Consider the following 16,876-nt stretch of genomic DNA (forward strand, 5'->3'; position numbering starts at 1 on the left):
TGATCACACCCTTCTCACTAACACTTCTTCTACCTTATGCCGGTCTCCCTTTCGCAATATTAAATCTGACCTGAATTTAGTCGGCAAAATATTTTCATATAAATTAGGGCGGTTGACACTCTCCCAAATCGAGGTTGCCATCTCGTCAGCCTCCTGGTCAGACAGGTCTTTAAATTTATGAAAATACGAGTCCGGATTTTGAAAGGCTGTTTCCCGAAGAAGGCGGAAACGCTCTAAATACCAGGTAAGAATCCGGCTTTCGTCCGCATCTACGTAAATTGAAAAATCAAAGAAATCGGAAACAAAGATGCGTGGATTTTCCCGGTCATCCTCCAAGGTCGGCGATTGAAGAACATTAATCCCTTCGATGATCACGATATCAGCCTGTTCTACAACCTCGAACACACCTTCCTCGCGGTCATAGGTTAAATGAGAATATACCAGGGCCTTTACTCTTTCTTTTCCTGACTTTACGTCATTCAAAAATTCGAGGAGCGCTTTCACATCATAACTTTCAGGAAATCCTTTTCTTGACAGCAAGTTTTTCTTCTTCAGGTCAGCTGTAGGAAATAAAAAGCCGTCTGTCGTGATCAGGCTGACCTTGGGGCGATCCGGCAAACGCGAAAGCAGCTTCTGCAAAATCCGCGCTGTCGTGCTTTTCCCGACTGCGACACTGCCGGCAATGCCGATGATAAACGGAATTTTGGCTGAATGAGGGTGCTTCAAAAAAACATTGACATGCTTATTTCGTTCGGCAGCGGACTTGACATGCAAATGAAGCAGGCGAACAAGCGGAATATAGATCGTCTCCACTTCCTCTACGGATAGATGATCATTCAGCCCTTCAACAGCTTTTGCCTCTTCTTCAGAAACAGCAATCGACAAATGGCCCCCAAATCCTGACCAAGACTGCCGGCTGTGCTGTGTATATAAAGTATGTAAATTAAGCTCTTTATTTTTCACTGTTTACACCTGACTCTCTGTAGCTTTAAACAAACGCTTACAAAGATTGTAACGGAAAACATTCCTACTGTCTGCTTATTTTTTCAATTTACCTTTTTAACAAGTCAGCACCGATTCGGTTATATGCAGCCATTTCTTCTTTCGGAACCATACTGCCTCCCGTTCCCCAGACAACATGTACGGCATTTTTCATGCTGTGACGCAGATCATTTTCAAACATGTCGTGTTTCCCGGTTTCCGATAAAAACAGCTGAACAGGCCCGAACATACCGGCAAGCGCAGACGGCTCTAAATGCTTATTTTCAGATAAAGCCAGCAAATGAAGCAAAGTATACAGCGTTTCGTCTTCAATTGTATAACAGCCGCTCAGCAAAGGTTCTATCAGATTGCCGACAAATCCTGATGGACGCCCTACGGCAAGCCCGTCAGCAGCCGTTACATTATCCAAGCCGATATCCTGCACAGAGATCTGGTCATGCAAGCCGGAATATAGACCTAAGAGCATAGACGGTGAATGGGTAGGCTCCCCGAAAAATACATGGACATGGTTTCCGTACAATAGCTTCAGTCCAAATGCCACACCGCCCGGCCCTCCGCCGACTCCGCAAGGCAAATACACAAACAGCGGTGTTTCAGGACCAGGCTCGATATCCATTAAGCTGAGCTGTGTTTTTAAACGACTGGCCGCTACCGCATATCCTAGGAACAGCTGGCGGGAATGTTCATCATCAATAAAATAACAGAATGGATCTTGTTCCGCCTGCCGCCGTCCTTCTTTAACCGCTTCACTGTAATCTGATTCGTACTCGATTACGGTGACGCCCTTTTTGCGAAGTAAATCCTTCTTCCACTGCTTAGCGTCGGAGGACATATGCACCGTCACTCGAAAACCTAGTTTGGCGCCAATGATGCCGATGCTTAAACCAAGATTGCCTGTTGAGCCGACAGCAATGGAATAGCGTGAGAAAAATGAAGTGAACCGCTCTTCGTGCAAGATGCGGTAATCATCTGTTTCCTTAAGCATTCCTTCTTGAAGCGCAAGATCCTCCGCATGTTTCAGCACTTCATAAATACCGCCGCGTGCTTTAATCGATCCCGAAATCGGAAGCTCATGATCGCACTTTAAAAGCCATCTCCCCGGAAACGTTTCGCCATACACTTCCTCCATCTTCTTTTTCATATGGCGTATTTCAAAAAGCGGCGATTCAATCATCCCTTCGGCAGCTTTTGTTTCCGGAAACGCCTCGGCAATATAAGGAGCAAACCGCCGAAGTCTTTTGTCCGCCTCGGCTATCTCGCTTTCCCACTCAGCCGCTTGTAATACCATCCCCTCTTTCTTGCCGGGATTAGCCCAGAATACCGGTCGTGCATCAATCAATTTCTGAATAAATGGATCTTTTATCAGATTAAGCAAAGTTTCTTGATTTATCGACATCAGCCATTTCTCCTTCCTGTAACAAATGTATATCTTTATAAAAAACTGCCTGCAAACACACCAAAAGGCGCCTCACACAGGCAGTTCCATGCTTATTTTTTCATGAACACCCGTCCAGCCAGCTTTTCCACAAGGGCTGGAAACAGCTGATATAGCTTTGTGCCGGCATTCATCAAACGAGGAAGGTTGATTTCACGTTTGTTCGTCATAATGGCAGACGCGATTTGTGCTGCCACATCATCTGGGTCAAGCATCCAGCGTTCGACATTTTTGGCATAGTCTCCGCCTTTGTCAGCAATAGAAAAAAAGTCAGTCTGAATCGGCCCTGGATTGACTGTCGTCACATAGACGCCCGTGCCCGCCAGCTCCATACGCAAAGCGTTTGAATAGCCGAGCACAGCATGTTTTGTCGCTGAATAAAGGCTGGATTTCGGCGTGGCAATTTTCCCTGCTTGAGAGGCAATATTGATGATATGGCCGCTTTTTTGCTCAAGCATATGCGGAAGAACAGCTTTTGTACAGGCGATCAGACCGAAAACATTGACATCAAACATTGATTTCATCTCATCAAGTGTAGAGTCTAAAACCGTTTCAAAAATACCGAAGCCTGCATTATTGATCAGCACATCAACCGGACCGATCTGATCACGGACGAGGGTGATATCTTCAAGACGGGAGACATCCAGAGGGAAAATATCACATTGTCCGCTCCATTCCTCGGTCATTTTTCTTTTGATTTCCTTCAAACGATCCTCACGTCTTGCCGACAGCAAAACATGGGCTCCTTCAGCCGCACATAAATAAGCGATTCTTTCACCAAGCCCTCCGGAAGCACCTGTAATCCAAATACGCTTGCCAGCTATATTTTTCACCCTGTTCACCTCTCTATTGCTCTAAAGTATGCGGTTTTTCCATCCCAATATGACGTGATGCCTGCTTCGGCTGCCAATATATCAAGATGCCCAACCGTTTCTGACATCGTTAAAAACAACTCTTTTTCATAAACGGCGGGAAAGAGCTGCTGACAGACCTGAAAAGCGGTAAGCGGTTTTTCCGACAGCATTTGACGCACATCCTCGGTTCGGCTGCTCTGCTTGTCAAACCGCTTCTTGATCAGTGCTCGTACATTGCCAATCATCTCGCCATGACCGGGAAACACTGTGTTCGGGGCAAGTTCAGACAGCCTCCGCAACGACCGCTGATAATCCAGTAAAGGCTCCGATCTTTTTTCTCCCGTTTTTGGCGCTTCAAGAATCGGGTTAGACGAGCTGTTCGCCAGCAGCAAATCACCGCCAAGCATTCTTCCGGTCTTTTCATGAAAGAGAACAATATGCGACTCTGCATGTCCGGGCATTTCCAGAACAGTCCAGTCACCCATCCCGTCAATTTTCATCCCTTCCGTAACCGTTTGGGTCAAGGATCTTGTACAGGAAAATGCGTACGCCGACCGGATGAGCCTTTCTGCTTTCACATCATCAAATGGAACGCCTAACTCAGGCAGCAGCTTTTGAAAAAAATGTTTTTGCCACTCCATAAATGCCTTGTCTCTGCTGATATATGGTTCGTTAAACGGATGTCCAAGCACTTTAATATCATCAGAAAAAACATCAAGCAACCCCGCATGATCCGCGTGATGGTGAGTCAGCACGATCTGCTCAATATCTGACATTTCTATATGTATACTAGCAAGCTGCTCTTTTAGGACTTCAGCTGCTTCTTTAGTGTTCGGTCCGGCATCGATCAGTGTCAGCGCGTCACCTTTCACTAAGTAAACGATGACATCACCGACGGCAAACGGTGTCGGGACGCGAATCGGAATGATATCTGCAGTTGTCATTCTTTTGCTCCTTGTCTTCATTCATTACTCATATTTTAGCTTTTTCTCGGTCTTGTGTCATTATTGTGCCGTATGAGAATGTCCCTTTTTGAAAAAGATATTGACATTAGCTTGTCCCCCATTGCATAATGAACAACAACTAAAATGAGAACCATTGGAACGCTATGACGAGGAATAGTATACAGGCAATGGCCAGAGAGAGCGATATCCCCAGGCTGAAAGGTATCGCGGCCCGCTTGTTTGTAGAACCTGCCCTCAAGTCGCGGTTAGGAAAACCTAAACGTTTCCCGCGTTACGGGATTTGAGCTGAGCACAAGTTGTGCTAATGAGGGTGGTACCGCGAACCTTTTCGTCCTTTATGTGATGAAAAGGTTTTTTGTTGTTCTGATAGAAGGAGGATATCCATGAAAAAGATAGGATTTGTCGGCGCCGGGTCCATGGCTGAAGCAATGATCAACGGCTTTTTGCAAAGCGGCATTACAAAACCTGAAAATATTTATATCACAAACAGGTCAAACGAAGAGAGACTGAATGAATTAAAGGAAATGTACGGCGTGCGTCCATGCAGGGATAAGAGCGAGTTTTTCACACAAACTGATATCGTCGTTCTCGCTTTTAAGCCTAAGGATGCGGCAGAGAGCATTGACAGCATTCGTTCTTACATGAAGGATCAGCTTGTCATTTCTGTGCTTGCAGGCCTTACCATCGAAACCATTCAGCATTATTTCGGCAGAAAGCTTGCTGTCATACGGGTGATGCCGAATACTTCAGCTGCCATCAGAAAATCAGCAACCGGATTTTCCGTAAGCGCTGAAGCAAGCCAAGACGATATCACGGCGGCTACAGCATTGCTAGAAACAATCGGAGACGCCACATTGGTTGAGGAGCAGCACCTTGATGCCGTTACCGCGATAGCAGGCAGCGGTCCCGCTTACGTGTATCGCTATATCGAAGCGATGGAAAAAGCGGCGCAAAAGGTCGGTTTAGATGAGGAAACGGCTAAAAAACTGATCCTGCAGACAATGGCAGGCGCTACAGACATGCTTCGTCAAAGCGGAAAACAGCCCGCACAGCTGCGCAGGGAGATTACGAGCCCAGGGGGAACAACAGAGGCAGGCCTTCGCGCTTTAACGGAAGCCAGCTTTGAAGAAGCGATCATTCATTGTATTGAAGAAACAGCCAAACGCAGCGCTGAAATCAAAGAGCAATTTGCCGGAGCCGCCTTAGAGAAGCATTTATAGAAAAAAACACAAGACAGAAGGCAAAGCGCTTTCTGTCTTCTTTTATCTTAAGGCTGGCTGGCAGCTTCTGATTGTTTTAATAATGCAGAGATTGTAAAGGAAAGCAAGTCGGGAAGCACCTCAAAGGAATAAGGCACATACAGTCTTTCTGTCCATTTGTGCGGGTCTTTTCCAGCCGGGCCGACATTTAATACCGGGACATACAGCGCCTTGTCTTTACTGCTGGGAAGTGAATATCCTCTGTTAAAGAGCGGCATATTGCTTGTGTATGCACCAACCTCCTGTTTTTCCAGCTGAAGATAGCTCAAATCCGAGAGTCCTGGGAAATACTGCACCTCCCGTAAAGCAATGCCGTACCTGTCAGCTGCATATTGAATGAGCTTGCCAGCAGTATTCTTGATTATCTGATCGTTCTTTGATGACACTGCCGGGTAAAATGGAGGGCTGTAAAAGAGAACGATGAGCGGCGCATCTTCCTTACACAGCGCTGCGAGCTCAGATACAATTCTAGTCGAAAAATCCCTGTCTCCAAGATCTCCCCTGTTTGCATAAGTGAAATTCAGCACCCGTTCTGTTTCCGAGCTTCCGACACGCCGTTTCGCACGTGCAAGCAGCTCATCAAATGTAAAAACAGAGACAGTTCGTTCAATTGGATGAAATGGCTCAAACTTCTGGAAATCACGTGTTTTCTGCTGAATATGGTTTGAAATCTTCTCTGCCGCCTGCTCTGCGGTTTTCCGCAGCATGTCATGCAGCTCACTCGCGGAGCGCTTCATTGTCAGTACATTAAATAACGTAACGGCCGTATGCGGTGTTTGGACGGAATATGCCTCCTTCAAGTCCTTTTGCATTAAGTTTACCGGCGGCGGGGTGACTTCCCCGTCAGCCATTTCGCAGTAATTCACGTTCAGTTCCAGCAGACGGTTGATCTCAGAAACCATTAAATTTGCATTTAAACCGGAAAACGGCTCTCCGACATGCGTCTCTATCCCTTTGCAGAAAAACCCTGCGAGAACCTTGCCGATGCTTCCTGAATACACATATTGCTGCTGGTCGCCCGGAAACTTTTCAAACATCGGTTCGCTATTCAAACAAGCAGTGTATGTAAGATGATATTTTTTCTCCATTTCTTTCAACGCAGGAACGGCTTCGATCATTCCCCTTGAATTCACTTCCTCGTCAGGAACCGAAATCAAAAGCACATTCCCATCAAAATGACCATTCATTGCCCGCTCAAGCATCGACAGCTGAACAGCCAGCCCCGCTTTCATATCCATCGTGCCTCTCCCGAACAGCCAGTCGCCGCTTTCCGCGTCTGTTCTCACATGTTCAGGAAGCAACTCTTTTTTCTCTAAAAAGGAGTTCAAAAGCTCAGCCGGCTTACAAGCCATATGTTTGAATTCTCCGTAGTCCTCTATGTCCACGACGTCAAAATGGCTCAGCAAGAGCACCGTCTGTTTGACATCTTTCTTTTTGACAAGCGCTGTCAAAAACGTTCTGCCGTCTTCCATCGGATGGAGTGTTACATGATCAGGGTTATTTTGAAAATAAGGCTTGTCCTTTAAAAGATAATAAAGATATTCTGCAAGTGCGGCCTCCCCTTTCGAACCGGTGATACTTTCATACTGGACAAGAGAAGTTAAAAGGGTAAGCAAATCATCCTTAGTCTGCCAATTCATCATTTCCGCCCTCCTATGTATAAAAACGCTTCGATCCTAAAAAATAAAATGATTCCCTGTCTATTATACAGAAATATTTGACAAATTCGGATCGTTTGAGCAGTTTATATGACGTGAAAGAAATGACTTGTTATAATCAATCTCTAAAAACCTTACGGGAGGCGAAAGAAATGGCCAGAAAATTATTCACACCTATTACGATTAAAGATGTAACGTTAAAAAACCGCATTGTGATGTCACCAATGTGCATGTACTCTTCTCACGAAAAGGACGGAAAATTACAGCCGTTCCACATGGCTCACTACATAACGCGCGCAGTCGGCCAGGTCGGATTGATTATTGTGGAAGCATCAGCGGTTAATCCTCAAGGACGAATCACAGACCAAGATTTAGGGATATGGGGCGACGAGCATATCGAAGGTTTCGCAAAGCTGACTGAGCAGGTAAAAGCGCAAGGCTCAAAAATCGGAATTCAGCTTGCCCACGCAGGACGTAAAGCAGAGCTTGAAGGAGATATTTTCGCTCCGTCTGCGATTGCGTTTGACGAGCAATCGAGCACGCCGGTTGAAATGACAACTGAAAAAGTGAAAGAGACCGTGCAGGAGTTCAAACAAGCGGCTGCCCGTGCAAAAGAAGCAGGTTTTGATGTGATTGAGATTCATGCAGCACACGGTTACTTAATTCATGAATTTTTATCTCCGCTTTCTAACCATCGCACAGATGAATACGGCGGCTCACCAGAAAACCGCTACCGTTTCTTAAGAGAGATCATTGATGAAGTTAAACAAGTGTGGGACGGTCCTTTATTTGTCCGTGTATCGGCTTCTGACTATACAGACAAAGGCTTAGACATCGCTGATCATATCGGTTTTGCAAAATGGATGAAGGAGCAGGGCGTTGACTTAATTGACTGCAGCTCAGGTGCCCTTGTTCAGGCAGACATTAACGTATTCCCTGGCTATCAGGTCAGCTTCGCCGAGAAAATCCGCGAACAGGCTGACATGGCGACTGGAGCTGTCGGAATGATTACAAATGGTTCAATGGCTGAAGAAATTCTTCAAAATAACCGTGCAGACCTCATCTTTATCGGCAGAGAGCTATTACGCGACCCTTACTTTGCAAGAACTGCCGCAAAACAGCTGAATACAGACATTCAAGCCCCTGTTCAATACGAAAGAGGCTGGTAATCTTGATCCGAGATATCCGCGGCTCCGCCGCCGGATATCTCTTTTTTTATTTTTGGAGAAACGATCAGCTGACGTTCTCCGTCTCCCTAGTAGAACCAATTAGAGGAGATGACTCCAATGAATGCAGCATGGATCGAAAGGACCTATACGGTTGACGGTTGTGAATTTCATACAAAACACCGAAAAGGATTTAGCGGTGTAACCATTGTCTTTGAAGCCGGCTACGGCACTTCTTCAGAGACATGGAAACCACTAACAGCGGACATTGATGACGAATTTGGCATATTCACATATGATAGAGCGGGCATTGGGAAAAGCGGACAAAGCAAGGCAGAACGAACAGCCGACCAAAAGGTGAGAGAATTAGAAAGCTTGCTTAAGGCAGCAGGTATAAGCCCCCCTTATCTGGCTGTTTCACATTCATACGGATCGGTTATCAGCAGTTTATGGGCCTGTAAAAACCGACAGGATATTATCGGCATGGTGCTCCTTGATCCCGCTTTAGGAGATTACGGCACAGGCGGCTTTACATTTATTCCTGAAGAAATGCATACAGCATACAGAAAGCAGATGATGCTCGAGGAGACACATGCAGACTTTTCGAAAAGTCTGCGGCAGTTCAAACAGCAGCAAGTCCATTTAGGGAACATGCCGCTTATTGTCCTGTCATCAGGTGAACGCACTGAGAAATTCGCCTCCGCTGAAGAGGACTGGAGAAACCTGCATAGCAGCATTTTGTCTCTATCCGATCAAAGCGGCTGGATACAAGCTAAAAACAGCTCACATAACATTCATCATGATGAACCTCATATCGTCCATCTGGCGATTTATGATGTTTGGTGTGCGGCCTGCCAGCAGGCCGCCCCGATATACCAGGCAGTCAATTAAACAAAAACCCCGGAAGCAGCCGGGGTTTTTACTATTTTGTTTCGCGATGAAGGGTATATTTCTTTAAACGCGGTGAATATTTTTTCAGCTCTAAACGATCAGGATTTGTGCGTTTATTTTTGGTTGTGATGTAGTTTCTGTCCCCTGTTTCAGTGCAAGCCAAAGTAACATTTACTCTCATGTTAACATCTCCTTATAAAGCGTAATGATTACGTTTTATTATACAGCTTAACAACAGATTGTCAAACACCATCTCTTTCTCAGCCTCTCGGAACTTGCACCTCTAAGAAATCATACGCCGTGATGCTGTTCGGAAAAACGGCTGCCGCTTCTTTTTGGAGCTCTAAAGAAGCCTCTCCCTGATATCTCGCGCTGATATGAGTTAAAATGAGCTGCTTCGCCCCAGCTTCTTTGGCAGTTAGAGCTGCTTGTTCTGTTGTGCTGTGAAAATAATCAAAAGCAAGCTTCATATCATCCTTAGCAAAGGTGGCTTCATGCACAAGCACATCACAGTCCCGCGCAAGCTCTTTTATCTTATCGCTCACTCTCGTATCCCCGGAAAACACGACAGCTCTCCCCTTTTTAGGAGGCTCCAGAAAATCCTTCCCGTTTATGATGCGTCCGTCTTCAAGTGTCACAGTTTCACCTTTTTTCATTTTCGAATATACAGGTCCCGGCGGAATATTCATTTCCTTTAATAACGCCGCCTTTAAAGAACCAGGCACATCTTTTTCCTGTACGCGGTACCCGAAGGCCTCTACACCATGAATCGCGGATACAGCTGTGACGATAAACTGATCGTCCTCAAATACGGCTCCCTCTTCAATCTCTTGTATCACAAGCGGATATGTTAGGTGAGTTTTCGTGACGGCAAGACTTGTTTCAATAAACGCCTTGATGCCTTTCGGTCCGTAAACCGTCAGCTCGTCCTCACCGCCCTGAAAAGAACGGCTGCCAAGAAGCCCTGGAAGACCGTATACATGATCGCCGTGCATGTGAGTAATGAAGATTTTTTCTATTTTTCGAGGTTTAATCGATGTATGTAAAATTTGATGCTGTGTGGCTTCCCCGCAGTCAAACAGCCATACAGATCGCCTTTCTTCAAGCAGTTTTAATGCGATCGACGTCACGTTTCTCGACTTAGCGGGAATTCCGGCTCCCGTCCCTAAAAAAAGTAATTCCACATTTCCTTCCTCCTACTAGAACTAGTTACCTACAAGAATACAGGATCATGCGTAAAATGTGAATCTTGCCTCTGATTCGGGCAATCCTTTCGTTCTAGAAATATTTTTGCGCCATTCTGCAAAAAAAGGTCTTAAATGTTTGCTTTCGTTGAATTTTAGATTTAAAATGAAGGAAATATGCGGGGTACTAAAATAAAGCTTCGAATAAAGTGAGGTACTTTTAGTGAAAACAAACCAACAACCAAAAGCAGTAATTGTCATATTCGGTGCAACGGGAGATTTAGCAAAACGAAAACTCTATCCGTCCATTCACCGTTTATATAAAAACGGACAAATCGGCGAAGAGTTTGCAGTTGTAGGAGTCGGAAGAAGACCTTGGTCCAATGAGGATCTTCGCCAAACCGTCAAAACATCTATTTCCTCAGCTGCTGATAAACATATAGATGATTTCACGTCTCACTTCTATTACCACCCGTTTGACGTGACAAACCCTGGTTCTTATCAAGAGCTTAACGTGCTGCTCAACCAGCTGGAAGATACATATCAAATCCCGAACAACAGAATGTTCTACTTGGCAATGGCCCCGGAATTCTTTGGGACAATTGCAAAGACATTAAAATCAGAAGGTGTTACAGCAACTACAGGCTGGTCCCGCCTTGTGATTGAAAAGCCGTTCGGCCATGACTTGCCAAGCGCGCAAGCATTAAATCAAGAAATTCGCGAAGCATTTACAGAAGATCAAATTTACAGAATTGATCACTATTTAGGAAAACAAATGGTACAGAATATTGAGGTCATTCGATTTGCCAATGCGATTTTCGAACCGCTATGGACAAACCGCTACATCTCAAATATCCAAATCACATCAAGCGAATCACTTGGTGTTGAAGACCGTGCTAGATATTACGAAAAATCGGGCGCCCTTCGCGACATGGTCCAAAACCATATTATGCAAATGGTTGCGCTTCTCGCAATGGAGCCGCCGATTAAACTGAACACAGAAGAAATCCGCAGCGAAAAAGTGAAGGTGCTGAGAGCCCTCCGTCCTATTGCAAAAGACGAAGTGGATGAGTATTTTGTGCGCGGACAATATCAAGCCGGTGAAATTGACGGTCTGCCAGTTCCTGCTTATACAGATGAAGATAATGTCGCTCCTGACTCAAATACAGAAACCTTTGTTTCTGGAAAGCTTCTGATCGACAACTTCAGATGGGCTGGTGTTCCATTCTACATCCGTACCGGAAAACGAATGAAAGAAAAGTCTACAAAAATTGTCGTTCAATTTAAGGACATTCCGATGAACCTTTACTACGGCAATGAAAACAACATGAATCCGAACTTACTCGTCATTCATATTCAGCCTGACGAAGGCATTACACTTTACTTAAACGCTAAAAAACTCGGAGGAGCAGCACACGCGCAGCCAATCAAACTGGATTACTGCAGCAATTGCAATGACGAGCTGAACACTCCTGAAGCATATGAAAAATTGATTCACGACTGTCTTCTCGGCGATGCGACGAACTTCGCACACTGGGATGAAGTTGCCCTTTCTTGGAGCTTTGTCGATTCCATTTCTGAAACATGGGCAGCCAACAAAACACTATCGCCAAACTACGAATCAGGTTCTATGGGTCCAAAAGAATCAGATGATCTTTTGGCGAAAGACGGCTTGCATTGGTGGAATATATAAAGAAAAAGGCTGAGTGCTTGTAAAGCATTTTCAGCCTTTTATTTATGTATCAAGCTTTCTGCCTCTAAGCGGCTCAAAAAGTCGATTGATTCTCTCTCTGTCGTAATCTAATATCCAACTGTTATATGTTTCATACATATCCCGTATTGTTTCAGCTGCAGCAGCTAAAATATCGCAGCCTCGATCATCATAAAGATAAAAAATGGTTCTCTTCTTTATATTGATAAAGTAAATTTTTCGAGAAATGCTTGGTTTTATCCCCATATCTTGATTACATATTGCTCTCAGCATTGGGATATATCTTATATCACCAGCTTTGCATCTAAGAAAAAATCTATGCGTTTTATCATCATAATCATCAGAACAAGTATAAGGAACAGCAATGTGCTGCAGTTTTTTCAACACAGCTTTTTCTCGAATGTACCGTGAGAAAATATGCAATTTGCTCTTATATCCCCTTCTCCCTTCAAAACCAACAGCATCAGCTACAACAAATATATCATCATCTTCGGCATGTAGAGATTTAAATAAAGTGACAGCTCTCTTATATGCGTTATCTAAATAAGGGCTGTGCAGATAGGCATCGTTCACATTATACCCTACACCTATTTCAAACCGGATTCCGATCGGCCCGTTATAAAACAAAGGAGGTGTAAGTCGTAAACCAGGAAAATTTTCAAGTAAATACTCATTTACAGGCAAAACATACATCCTTTCGTCGGCACTCTATTTCAAAAAAATCCCGCAGCTGTCAGGCTGCGGGATTTCCACATCATTATTTCATCCATTCAGTATGGAAGACACCGTTTTTGTCTGTGCGCTCATAAGTATGGGCGCCGAAGTAGTCACGCTGCGCTTGGATTAAGTTTGCAGGCAGCACGGCTGTGCGATAGCTGTCATAATAAGCTAGTGCGCTTGAGAATGAAGGTACCGGCACGCCTTGGGCAACTGCAAGTGAAATCACTTGGCGAAGCGCTCCTTGGTAGCTTTCTGCAATATTCTTGAAGTGGCTGTCAAGCAGCAGGTTATCAAGCTCAGGATCGCGGTCGTAAGCTTCTTTGATTTTCTGCAGGAATGCCGCACGGATGATGCAGCCGCCGCGGAAGATCATAGCGATTTCACCGTAATTGAGATCCCAGTTGTATTCTTCAGAAGCTGCTTTCATTTGGGCAAAACCTTGGGCGTAAGAACAGATTTTGCTCATGAACAGCGCTTTTCTGACTGCTTCGATCAGCTCTTCTTTATTTTCTGTAACAGGCTTCACTTCAGGCCCTGAAAGAAGGCCGCTTGCTTTCACACGCTCATCCTTCATCGCTGAAATAAAACGTGCGAATACAGATTCAGTGATAATCGGAAGCGGAACACCTAAGTCAAGTGCACTTTGGCTTGTCCATTTTCCTGTTCCTTTTTGACCCGCTTTATCAAGAATCACATCAACAAGCGGTTTGCCTGTTTCATCATCTTTTTTCGTGAAGATATCAGCAGTAATCTCGATCAGATAGCTGTCAAGCTCGCCTTTATTCCATTCAGCAAATACTTCATGAAGCTCATCAGCTGAAAGGCCGAGTACCTGCTTCAGGATGAAATAAGATTCAGAGATCAGCTGCATATCCCCGTATTCAATACCGTTGTGCACCATTTTTACATAATGGCCGGCACCGTCCGGACCGATATATGTCGTACACGCTTCACCGTCAACTTTTGCAGAAATTGCTTCAAGAATTGGCTTCACAAGTTCATGAGCTTCTTTTTGTCCGCCAGGCATGATAGAAGGCCCTTTAAGCGCTCCTTCTTCTCCGCCTGAAACGCCTGTGCCGATAAAATGAATGCCGCTTTCAGCAAGCTCTTTGTTTCGGCGCTGTGTATCTTTATAATATGTATTTCCGCCGTCAATTAAAATATCGTCCTTCTCTAAGTGAGGAAGAAGAGATTGAATTGTCGCATCTGTAGCAGTTCCCGCTTTAACCATTAACAAAATTTTGCGCGGTGTTTCCAAGGATTGAACAAATTCTTCAATGCTGTAGGTGCCAACAACGTTTTTGCCTTTAGCCTCCTGCAAAAATTCCTCGGTTTTGCTGCTTGATCTGTTGTAAACAGAAACAGAAAATCCTCGGCTTTCAATATTTAAAGCCAGATTTTTACCCATTACCGCAAGTCCGATAACTCCGATTTGTTGTTTTGACATATTCTAACGTCCCTTCTGCAAACGTTTAACCATTTTAAAATTTACATTAAAATAAAATGATATTTATACTATTGAAATTACCATACTTCACCCCCTTATTTCAAGACATTCAGCTTTTCTTTTCATCTTGAAAAAAATCTTTATTAAAGCTTGTTCCGCTTGTTTTGCTCTCGTCTTTTTTAACCTTTGCACCTTTTCTGATCAGCTTGGAACCGTACTTTTCATTCAGTTTTTCCATCATCTGCTGAATCGGTTCATCCTTCGCATCCTCTGTATAGCTGAACAAATCGAGCTGCTTATAGGCCTGCTCTTTTTCCACCAAATCCGTTCCGGTAATGCCGAGCAGCCTGATGGGGTTTTTGTTCCAATGCTTAAAGAAGAGATGTTCTGCTTCATTATATATCTCGTTTTTTTGATCTATCGGATTCTTCAGTGTGATGCTTCTCGTAATCGTTTTCCAGTCCGCATATCTGATCATAATAAACAGCTTTGAAGCCATTACTTCCTTACGCTGCAAACGGCCGCTAACTGATGCGGACAGTTTGCGAAAAACAGCTAACAGCTCATCCTCATCGGCAGAATCATGAGAAAGTGTGGATGAATTGCCTACGCTTTTAAATTCATAAATGCGCTCCGGATCAACAGGGGCATGGTGAATGCCGTTCGCTTTATTTTTTAGACGGGGCCCGTTGATGCCAAGCAGCCGTTTCAGCGCGTGTTCGTCAGCGGCCGCTAAATCTCCAATCGTATCAATACTGAGCCCGTTCAGTTTTTCCGCCGTCTTTTTGCCTACGCCATGCATTTCTCCAACGGGGAGAGGCCAAAGGATATCAGGCACTCCTCTTTTTCTCAGGATGGTGATCCCAAGCGGCTTTTTCATATCGGATGCCATTTTGGCGAGAAATTTATTCGGGGCGATTCCGATGCTTGACGGAAGCAGCAGCTCTTTCTGCAGTCTGCTTTGTATTTCTTTTGCCGTCTCATAGGCATTGCGGCTGTATGGTGTATCCGTCATATCCATATAGCCTTCGTCGATGGATACAGGCTCCACCAGATCTGTATATTCACGAAGGATGCTAAACATCGCTCTTGAAGAGCTTCGGTACCGGTCAAAGTTCGGCGGAAGGACGATGAGCTCAGGACAGTTGCGCTTTGCTTCCCAAACCGGCATGGTTGTTTTCACGCCGTGCGCCCTTGCTTCGTAGCTGCATGTGACGACGATGCCTTTGCGTTCTTTGACGTTTCCGGCAACTGCAACCGGCTTTCCTCGGAGAGCCGGGTCATATGCCATTTCCACCGATGCATAGAAACTGTTCATATCAATATGGAAAATAATTCGGCCCTTCCCCGGCATAAACATATCTCCTTTCCGTTCATTAGACAACGGCTTGTACATATAGTAAAATGAAGGTATTGAATGGATGTGATTACAATGTTTGTGGAATCGATAAATGACGTTTTATTCTTAGTCGATTTTTTCACAATTATTCTTCCGGCTCTGACCGCCATCGGGATTGCTTTTCTCTTGCGAGAGTGCCGTGCCGGCGAGCAGTGGAAATCAAAACGAACAGATGAACATCAGACGGTCTTTCGAATAAACCGAACAGACTTTCTTATTATTATATATCATCGCATTATAACTTGGATACGTAAAGTCTTCCGCATGAATTCACCTGTAAATGATGATGAAGACGTCAGTTCCCTTCTTTTATAAACCGCATTTATAAAAAGGAGGAGAACAAATTGTTAAAAACTTATCAAAAACTTTTGGCTATGGGTATCTTTTTCATCGTATTATGCTCGGGTAATGCTGCGTTTGCGGCGACGAATCAGGTGGGAGGCCTCAGCAACGTCGGTTTTTTCCACGACTATTTAATCGAACCGTTTTCTGCTCTGCTTAAGGGTGTTGCCGGGTTCTTTTATGGAGAATACGGACTCTCTATTATTCTCGTTACGATTATTGTGCGTGTGGTTGTACTGCCTTTGTTTGTCAATCAGTTCAAAAAACAGCGCATGTTCCAAGAGAAAATGGCCGTTATTAAACCTCAGGTTGACAGTATTCAGGCTAAGTTGAAAAAGACGAAGGACCCGGAAAAGCAAAAAGAACTGCAAATGGACATGATGAAGCTGTATCAGGAGCATAATATCAACCCGCTTGCGATGGGCTGTCTTCCAATGCTGATTCAGTTTCCGATTATGATTGGGTTTTATTACGCAATTCGTTCAACACCTGAAATTGCGTCGCACTCGTTTCTATGGTTCAGTTTAGGACAATCTGATATTCTCGTGTCCCTTAGTGCAGGGATTATGTATTTTGTTCAAGCCTATGTCGCTCAAAAACTGACCGCGAAATATTCCGCTGTCCCGCAAAATCCGGCAGCGCAGCAATCCGCAAAGCTAATGGTGTTTATCTTCCCTGTGATGATGACGATTTTCTCGCTTAATGTTCCTGCGGCCCTTCCGCTGTACTGGTTCACCAGCGGCCTGTTCTTGACAGTGCAAAACGTCGTACTTCAGATGACACACCATAAACATAAAAAAACAGCCGCTCTTACAGAGCCGGTGAAATAAAAAAACAACTCCG

The 16,876-nt window shown here is 44.6% G+C and carries 16 protein-coding genes; 6 read left to right on the plus strand and 10 right to left on the minus strand.

Going from position 1 to position 16,876, the window contains the following annotated elements; translation table 11 throughout:
• Window positions 1-3: 3 nt before the first annotated feature.
• The 4 genes from coaA to AU387_RS19795 all read right to left on the minus strand — a co-directional run bounded on the left by coaA (window position 4) and on the right by AU387_RS19795 (window position 4,235).
• Window positions 4-963 carry a type I pantothenate kinase gene (gene coaA, locus AU387_RS19780; RefSeq protein WP_059336660.1) on the minus strand — a complete coding sequence of 320 codons (960 nt, stop codon included), beginning with the start codon at window positions 961-963 and terminating at the stop codon, window positions 4-6.
• Window positions 964-1,051: 88 nt separating this feature from the next.
• Window positions 1,052-2,398: a D-serine ammonia-lyase gene (gene dsdA / locus AU387_RS19785; RefSeq protein ID WP_059336662.1), complete on the minus strand. Its 1,347-nt coding sequence runs from the start codon at window positions 2,396-2,398 to the stop codon at window positions 1,052-1,054.
• 92 nt (window positions 2,399-2,490) lie between these two features.
• Window positions 2,491-3,270, minus strand: coding sequence for an SDR family NAD(P)-dependent oxidoreductase (locus AU387_RS19790; RefSeq protein WP_059336663.1), 780 nt, complete (start codon window positions 3,268-3,270; stop codon window positions 2,491-2,493).
• Window positions 3,271-3,275: 5 nt separating this feature from the next.
• The gene (locus AU387_RS19795; RefSeq protein ID WP_059336665.1) at window positions 3,276-4,235 is read right to left on the minus strand and encodes an MBL fold metallo-hydrolase; all 960 of its coding nucleotides are present in this window, start codon (window positions 4,233-4,235) and stop codon (window positions 3,276-3,278) included.
• A gap of 404 nt (window positions 4,236-4,639) precedes the next feature.
• On the opposite strand from AU387_RS19795, the gene proC reads away from it, so the two are divergent.
• Entirely contained in the window at window positions 4,640-5,476 is an 837-nt protein-coding gene (gene proC / locus AU387_RS19800; RefSeq protein WP_044154739.1) for a pyrroline-5-carboxylate reductase, read from the plus strand.
• A 47-nt stretch (window positions 5,477-5,523) separates the two neighbouring features.
• On the opposite strand, the gene AU387_RS19805 is transcribed toward proC, so the two are convergent.
• Window positions 5,524-7,155, minus strand: a complete 1,632-nt coding sequence (locus tag AU387_RS19805; protein WP_059336693.1) for a M20/M25/M40 family metallo-hydrolase — start codon at window positions 7,153-7,155, stop codon at window positions 5,524-5,526.
• A 170-nt stretch (window positions 7,156-7,325) separates the two neighbouring features.
• On the opposite strand from AU387_RS19805, the gene namA reads away from it, so the two are divergent.
• Both namA and AU387_RS19815 read left to right on the plus strand, forming a co-directional pair.
• Entirely contained in the window at window positions 7,326-8,342 is a 1,017-nt protein-coding gene (namA, locus tag AU387_RS19810) for an NADPH dehydrogenase NamA (RefSeq protein ID WP_044154738.1), read from the plus strand.
• Between the two features lie 117 nt (window positions 8,343-8,459).
• Window positions 8,460-9,230 (plus strand): alpha/beta fold hydrolase, encoded by a 771-nt coding sequence (locus AU387_RS19815; protein WP_059336667.1) that lies wholly within the window; start codon window positions 8,460-8,462, stop codon window positions 9,228-9,230.
• A gap of 31 nt (window positions 9,231-9,261) precedes the next feature.
• Here AU387_RS19815 and rpmG read toward each other — a convergent pair whose 3' ends face one another.
• Window positions 9,262-9,411, minus strand: a complete 150-nt coding sequence (rpmG, locus tag AU387_RS19820) for a 50S ribosomal protein L33 (protein ID WP_003226511.1) — start codon at window positions 9,409-9,411, stop codon at window positions 9,262-9,264.
• Window positions 9,412-9,490: 79 nt separating this feature from the next.
• Window positions 9,491-10,414: a ribonuclease Z gene (rnz, locus tag AU387_RS19825; protein WP_059293649.1), complete on the minus strand. Its 924-nt coding sequence runs from the start codon at window positions 10,412-10,414 to the stop codon at window positions 9,491-9,493.
• Between the two features lie 223 nt (window positions 10,415-10,637).
• On the opposite strand from rnz, the gene zwf reads away from it, so the two are divergent.
• On the plus strand, window positions 10,638-12,107 hold the full coding sequence (gene zwf / locus AU387_RS19830; protein WP_059293648.1) for a glucose-6-phosphate dehydrogenase: 1,470 nt from the start codon (window positions 10,638-10,640) through the stop codon (window positions 12,105-12,107).
• 42 nt (window positions 12,108-12,149) lie between these two features.
• On the opposite strand, the gene AU387_RS19835 is transcribed toward zwf, so the two are convergent.
• The 3 genes from AU387_RS19835 to AU387_RS19845 all read right to left on the minus strand — a co-directional run bounded on the left by AU387_RS19835 (window position 12,150) and on the right by AU387_RS19845 (window position 15,646).
• The gene (locus tag AU387_RS19835) at window positions 12,150-12,809 is read right to left on the minus strand and encodes a DUF3885 domain-containing protein (RefSeq protein WP_059336669.1); all 660 of its coding nucleotides are present in this window, start codon (window positions 12,807-12,809) and stop codon (window positions 12,150-12,152) included.
• A 73-nt stretch (window positions 12,810-12,882) separates the two neighbouring features.
• On the minus strand, window positions 12,883-14,292 hold the full coding sequence (gndA, locus tag AU387_RS19840; protein WP_059336671.1) for an NADP-dependent phosphogluconate dehydrogenase: 1,410 nt from the start codon (window positions 14,290-14,292) through the stop codon (window positions 12,883-12,885).
• Between the two features lie 109 nt (window positions 14,293-14,401).
• Window positions 14,402-15,646: a DNA polymerase IV gene (locus AU387_RS19845; RefSeq protein ID WP_059336673.1), complete on the minus strand. Its 1,245-nt coding sequence runs from the start codon at window positions 15,644-15,646 to the stop codon at window positions 14,402-14,404.
• Between the two features lie 72 nt (window positions 15,647-15,718).
• Here AU387_RS19845 and mifM point away from each other — a divergent pair, with 72 nt between their 5' ends.
• Both mifM and AU387_RS19855 read left to right on the plus strand, forming a co-directional pair.
• Entirely contained in the window at window positions 15,719-16,006 is a 288-nt protein-coding gene (gene mifM, locus AU387_RS19850) for a membrane protein insertion/folding monitor MifM (protein ID WP_082687973.1), read from the plus strand.
• Window positions 16,007-16,035: 29 nt separating this feature from the next.
• Window positions 16,036-16,863: a membrane protein insertase YidC gene (locus tag AU387_RS19855; RefSeq protein ID WP_059336675.1), complete on the plus strand. Its 828-nt coding sequence runs from the start codon at window positions 16,036-16,038 to the stop codon at window positions 16,861-16,863.
• Window positions 16,864-16,876 lie beyond the last annotated feature (13 nt).

The sequence above is a fragment of the Bacillus halotolerans genome (genome assembly GCF_001517105.1).
GTDB classification, from domain to species: domain Bacteria; phylum Bacillota; class Bacilli; order Bacillales; family Bacillaceae; genus Bacillus; species Bacillus halotolerans.

What these genes read in the sequence shown, in the direction of transcription:
- dsdA (WP_059336662.1), bottom strand. Translation starts at nt 2,398, where the DNA reads ATGTCGATAAATCAAGAAACTTTGCTTAATCTGATAAAAGATCCATTT.
- AU387_RS19795 (WP_059336665.1), bottom strand. Translation starts at nt 4,235, where the DNA reads ATGACAACTGCAGATATCATTCCGATTCGCGTCCCGACACCGTTTGCC.
- proC (WP_044154739.1), top strand. Translation starts at nt 4,640, where the DNA reads ATGAAAAAGATAGGATTTGTCGGCGCCGGGTCCATGGCTGAAGCAATG.
- AU387_RS19805 (WP_059336693.1), bottom strand. Translation starts at nt 7,155, where the DNA reads ATGAATTGGCAGACTAAGGATGATTTGCTTACCCTTTTAACTTCTCTT.
- namA (WP_044154738.1), top strand. Translation starts at nt 7,326, where the DNA reads ATGGCCAGAAAATTATTCACACCTATTACGATTAAAGATGTAACGTTA.
- AU387_RS19815 (WP_059336667.1), top strand. Translation starts at nt 8,460, where the DNA reads ATGAATGCAGCATGGATCGAAAGGACCTATACGGTTGACGGTTGTGAA.
- rpmG (WP_003226511.1), bottom strand. Translation starts at nt 9,411, where the DNA reads ATGAGAGTAAATGTTACTTTGGCTTGCACTGAAACAGGGGACAGAAAC.
- gndA (WP_059336671.1), bottom strand. Translation starts at nt 14,292, where the DNA reads ATGTCAAAACAACAAATCGGAGTTATCGGACTTGCGGTAATGGGTAAA.
- AU387_RS19845 (WP_059336673.1), bottom strand. Translation starts at nt 15,646, where the DNA reads ATGCCGGGGAAGGGCCGAATTATTTTCCATATTGATATGAACAGTTTC.